This is a genomic window from Xenorhabdus sp. SGI240 (genome assembly GCF_040081915.1).
GTDB lineage: Bacteria > Pseudomonadota > Gammaproteobacteria > Enterobacterales > Enterobacteriaceae > Xenorhabdus > Xenorhabdus bakwenae.
Window position 1 is genome coordinate 1 of record NZ_JBEBMB010000162.1, and the last position, 3,561, is coordinate 3,561.

A 3,561-nucleotide genomic window follows, 5' to 3' on the forward strand; every position below is an offset into this window, starting at 1 on the left:
TAGTATGATTTTGCTATAGATCCTAGTGATAATAGAGGAGCAGGTTCAAGTATTGGTAAAATACTATCTGAACTACCTGATGGAACTAAAATTAGAGTGGAGGTTTTGTGGTGAAAAATCAAACAGTAGACTTACTAATATCGCATAATCAGATTCAAATTCGCTCAAGGCCTTTTGATGAAAGCTTATGCCAATGGGGAAAAGAAAACGTAAATCAAGGCGTTGTTATTCATAAAGACTATATAGTTTTTGATCCATTACCAGATGATGCCTTTGGTGCAAATATACATTTAATACTAGCACCAAATTTCAATATAGATCCGTTATCTCAACGCTGCATGATAGTGCCATTCTATGTGACAGATAAAGATAAATTAGAAATCGCATCGGTAAGTGAAAAATTCAAGATTAAATTAGACCTTAAGGAACAATATTATTCCTTATACTATGAAATATGTGAAGATGAAGAGATTTTCTATAAATTTACTTTTGTCCCATCTGAAAGTGTAGCAAAAGCCAAATATCTACTGGATGACCCTTGGGGAGGAGAGAAGGACAAAGTACTTCTGGAAGGTACTATCTAACAGATACTCACAATATTCGTGAATTATCATCCGTTCCAAGCCCATTATTGCATATGTTATATGCAATAATGGAACACTATCAATATTATCATTGATTTTTTAATCATAAATATATGAGATTTTTAGAAAATTAGATTTTATTGAAATTTTTTTGAAAAGTGACTGGATGTTAAATCGCCACCTTTTTATAGGGAGTTTTCGCCTGAAAAATTCAAGCTAAACATTATATTGAGATAATTGTAAAGGAACAAAAAATATATATGATTTTGATTATGATATTGTAATATATAAAATATATCCTATTCAGAATGTTGAACTAAACTACTTTCTAATTAGTCAAGATGGTGATCTTGGTTATTTTATTTATGTAGACAAAGGTAAGGGGAATGAAGTTATTTATAGCTTAGATTTAGGAACGTTAGGTAGCGTCGGTGTTGAAGAAGATGGAGGTAAGGAAGCCGATAATATTTATAATCTAGGAATATAAATACCTAAAACCAGCCAAGATAATGAGATAAATATATATTAGATAAGTCATTCATTTTAAATATATACCAATCCAACTTCAAGATGCGTGTTATATTTCCCCGCTACGCAGGGAAATATAAGGCCTCGCGTCGTCTTGCGGGTTACAACTTGAAGTTTATCGATTATAAGCACTTAAATATCATGGTATTACAGTTTATGTCTGTGGTGTATTGAATTTATACAATTTTATAAAAACAAAAGGAAAAGCATGTAGTTCTCAAGCAACTACCGCCCTGAAATTATCTGCTAGGTGGGTTGGTTTATTTTATCCTATGATCATGACCGGCCTTTTTATAGTGAGCATCAAACAACGATTGCATTGTACGGATCCTTTAATCGTATTGCGTGCTATTATAAAAAACTGGATATTATTTTGATATCCGTTATGAAGGTAATGAATATTCTGAAGAAATTATGCCAGAAGGTATTTTCACTGCGACCTTTAAACAATTCAATTACGTTAAAGATACACGTCATTATGGTGATTGTATATTTGAAGAAGTTCACAAAAAAGAGGATATAATCGAGTTTCTTAGTTTGGTTCAAGGTTTTATCAAACGTGTAGAAGATGAAAGCAATTTGCGTTCACACAGCACAATCACTCATCTTAAGGAAAATAATACAATAACCGTATATCAATACGTTTATGATCAGATGATAAAAAAAGACAAGAGTTACGTCACTATTTATTGGAACCCTTGAATAATAAATTACCCGAAGAATATAAACCGATACGTGAAGCTTATTATAACGGCTCAGGAAAAGCAAAAGATTATGTGGAGAAAATGATCATCAAAACAGCAAATGAACGTTTATTTCCCCAATTGGAAGAGATGGATAAACTCAGGTTGTTAAAAAACGGTCAGGATATGGCTTCAATGGAGTGGATGCCTTATGAATATAACAGCATTATTTATGTTCCCGAAAACCTCAGTCTCTGCTCAATTCTGAGAGAGCTGGTTGAGGAGGAAAATAATAATGGAATATCTCGCTTTGTTTATTGAATGTTCATGTTAAAAATAAAATAAACCGGAATGGTTACATGGAATTCCGGTTTATTTTGATTGATCTGCTCAGGCTAGCAATATCGGCAGTTCAGTCCTTACTACAATCCTGCCATATGCGGTGTCAACAGTGACAGGATGATCCAGCAAACCGCTTTCTGCCAGCCAATCACCGGCCAGATAAAGCTCGCCATTATCGCGTACCCAGTCGATACCCTGATGGGGATCAAGTTCGGTCTCGTGGAACAAGGCGGCGAGATCAGATTCCGTTTCTGACTCAATCAGTGACAAAATTAACCCGTTGGCAAATTGCGTGATATGGAATAACGCATCGGTGGTAAAGCCGATTTCTTGCAGTGGGTCACCACTGATCACGCATTCCGGCAGTTCGGCAAGAGGAGAGGAAAGATGAAGATCCATGAGTACATTCCTTGTGTTATTGAGCGTGGCAGAAATGCGAACCGTTTCCCAAAATGAAAAAAAGTAACAGAGAAACAGGAAACGGTTTCATTTTTTATCAGTTGACTATTTATTTTTACAATTAAAAACAGGGTGTTAAGTGTTTTTCCTCAGCCCGATTTTATTTAACTGGCCGGGAAATTGCTGTAACCAGTGGGCGACGGCGATATCATCCCACTCACCTTCATTGAGGCTTTTCAGGCAGTGCCACAGTTCATGAAAATTTTGGGCAGTAATGATAAGGCAACCCGGCATCACCCTGATTTTTAACGGATCATGTATGGAAAATCCGGCTTCAAGTAGCCATTTTCCGCTTAAATTAATGGCAGGGATTGTGCGGTTGGAACCTTGGGGGTGGTAAATGACTTTCTGATACCGTTCCGGTTGGGAAATTTTGTAAATATGGGTGTCTGCATTAGAATGCGCGTTAGCCATAATAACTATTCCTGTTAGTTGTTGTGGTTAGCGGTTTTATCGTGCTGGACACACGGTAAAGCCGCGTTCAGATTTCATTGCCTACCTTATCGCCACCCTGAGCAACTTTCCATCATCAAAATCAACCTTTGCGAAGCGTCTCGCAAAATAAATACTGTATATACATCCATTTCAAGCGAACGTGTTAAGTCACTCAGTAAATCTGGTTTTTTGCCGATAATGCCAGCGAGTTTAATCACAATGGCAGCATATTCGGTATCTATTGCCATGCCAGCGCCTGCAAGACATTCGCCTGACCTTCCACAGCCAGTTGCCTCTCACCGGACGGGGCGTTGAGCAGTGGTTCCGGTAACGTCATTATTGAAGGAAAACCTGCGGCACGGGCCACCGTCGATATAGCGGCGTGCAGCAAACACCCGGCACCGCCCCTGATAGCACAGGGCAGTGAATCCGTATTTATCAACGGCCAGCCAGCGGCGCGGGTCGGTGACAAGCTGGTCTGTGGTGCGGCCATCAAAGGGGGGGCGAGCAAAGTCTTTATCGGCTCCGGT

General features: G+C 38.3%; 6 protein-coding genes and 1 pseudogene. 4 read left to right on the top strand and 3 right to left on the bottom strand.

All coding sequences use genetic code 11. The features are described from left to right. Positions 1-110: 110 nt before the first annotated feature. From comJ to ABLA76_RS17965, 3 genes are all read left to right on the top strand, one after another. A complete protein-coding gene (gene comJ, locus ABLA76_RS17955) occupies positions 111-584 on the top strand; it encodes a competence protein ComJ (RefSeq protein WP_047771162.1) in 474 nt (157 codons plus the stop codon). Between the two features lie 942 nt (positions 585-1,526). Continuing rightward, positions 1,527-1,814 carry a hypothetical protein gene (locus ABLA76_RS17960; protein ID WP_348988952.1) on the top strand — a complete coding sequence of 96 codons (288 nt, stop codon included), beginning with the start codon at positions 1,527-1,529 and terminating at the stop codon, positions 1,812-1,814. Next, a complete protein-coding gene (locus ABLA76_RS17965; protein ID WP_348988953.1) occupies positions 1,811-2,116 on the top strand; it encodes a transposase in 306 nt (101 codons plus the stop codon). Before ABLA76_RS17960 ends, ABLA76_RS17965 begins: the two co-directional genes overlap by 4 nt. Positions 2,117-2,185: 69 nt before the next feature. Here ABLA76_RS17965 and ABLA76_RS17970 read toward each other — a convergent pair whose 3' ends face one another. The 3 genes from ABLA76_RS17970 to ABLA76_RS17980 all read right to left on the bottom strand — a co-directional run bounded on the left by ABLA76_RS17970 (position 2,186) and on the right by ABLA76_RS17980 (position 3,279). Beyond that, positions 2,186-2,536, bottom strand: coding sequence for a SymE family type I addiction module toxin (locus ABLA76_RS17970; RefSeq protein WP_047771163.1), 351 nt, complete (start codon positions 2,534-2,536; stop codon positions 2,186-2,188). A gap of 135 nt (positions 2,537-2,671) precedes the next feature. Further along, on the bottom strand, positions 2,672-3,010 hold the full coding sequence (locus ABLA76_RS17975) for a SymE family type I addiction module toxin (protein WP_285809131.1): 339 nt from the start codon (positions 3,008-3,010) through the stop codon (positions 2,672-2,674). Between the two features lie 86 nt (positions 3,011-3,096). Continuing rightward, positions 3,097-3,279 carry a hypothetical protein gene (locus ABLA76_RS17980; protein WP_285809132.1) on the bottom strand — a complete coding sequence of 61 codons (183 nt, stop codon included), beginning with the start codon at positions 3,277-3,279 and terminating at the stop codon, positions 3,097-3,099. 51 nt (positions 3,280-3,330) lie between these two features. On the opposite strand from ABLA76_RS17980, the pseudogene ABLA76_RS17985 reads away from it, so the two are divergent. Then, positions 3,331-3,561: pseudogene (locus tag ABLA76_RS17985) on the top strand (PAAR domain-containing protein); the annotation flags it as partial.

Coding starts and splice junctions, on each gene's coding strand:
- ABLA76_RS17980 (WP_285809132.1), bottom strand. CDS start 3,279: ATGGCAATAGATACCGAATATGCTGCCATTGTGATTAAACTCGCTGGC.
- ABLA76_RS17960 (WP_348988952.1), top strand. CDS start 1,527: ATGCCAGAAGGTATTTTCACTGCGACCTTTAAACAATTCAATTACGTT.
- ABLA76_RS17970 (WP_047771163.1), bottom strand. CDS start 2,536: ATGGATCTTCATCTTTCCTCTCCTCTTGCCGAACTGCCGGAATGCGTG.
- ABLA76_RS17975 (WP_285809131.1), bottom strand. CDS start 3,010: ATGGCTAACGCGCATTCTAATGCAGACACCCATATTTACAAAATTTCC.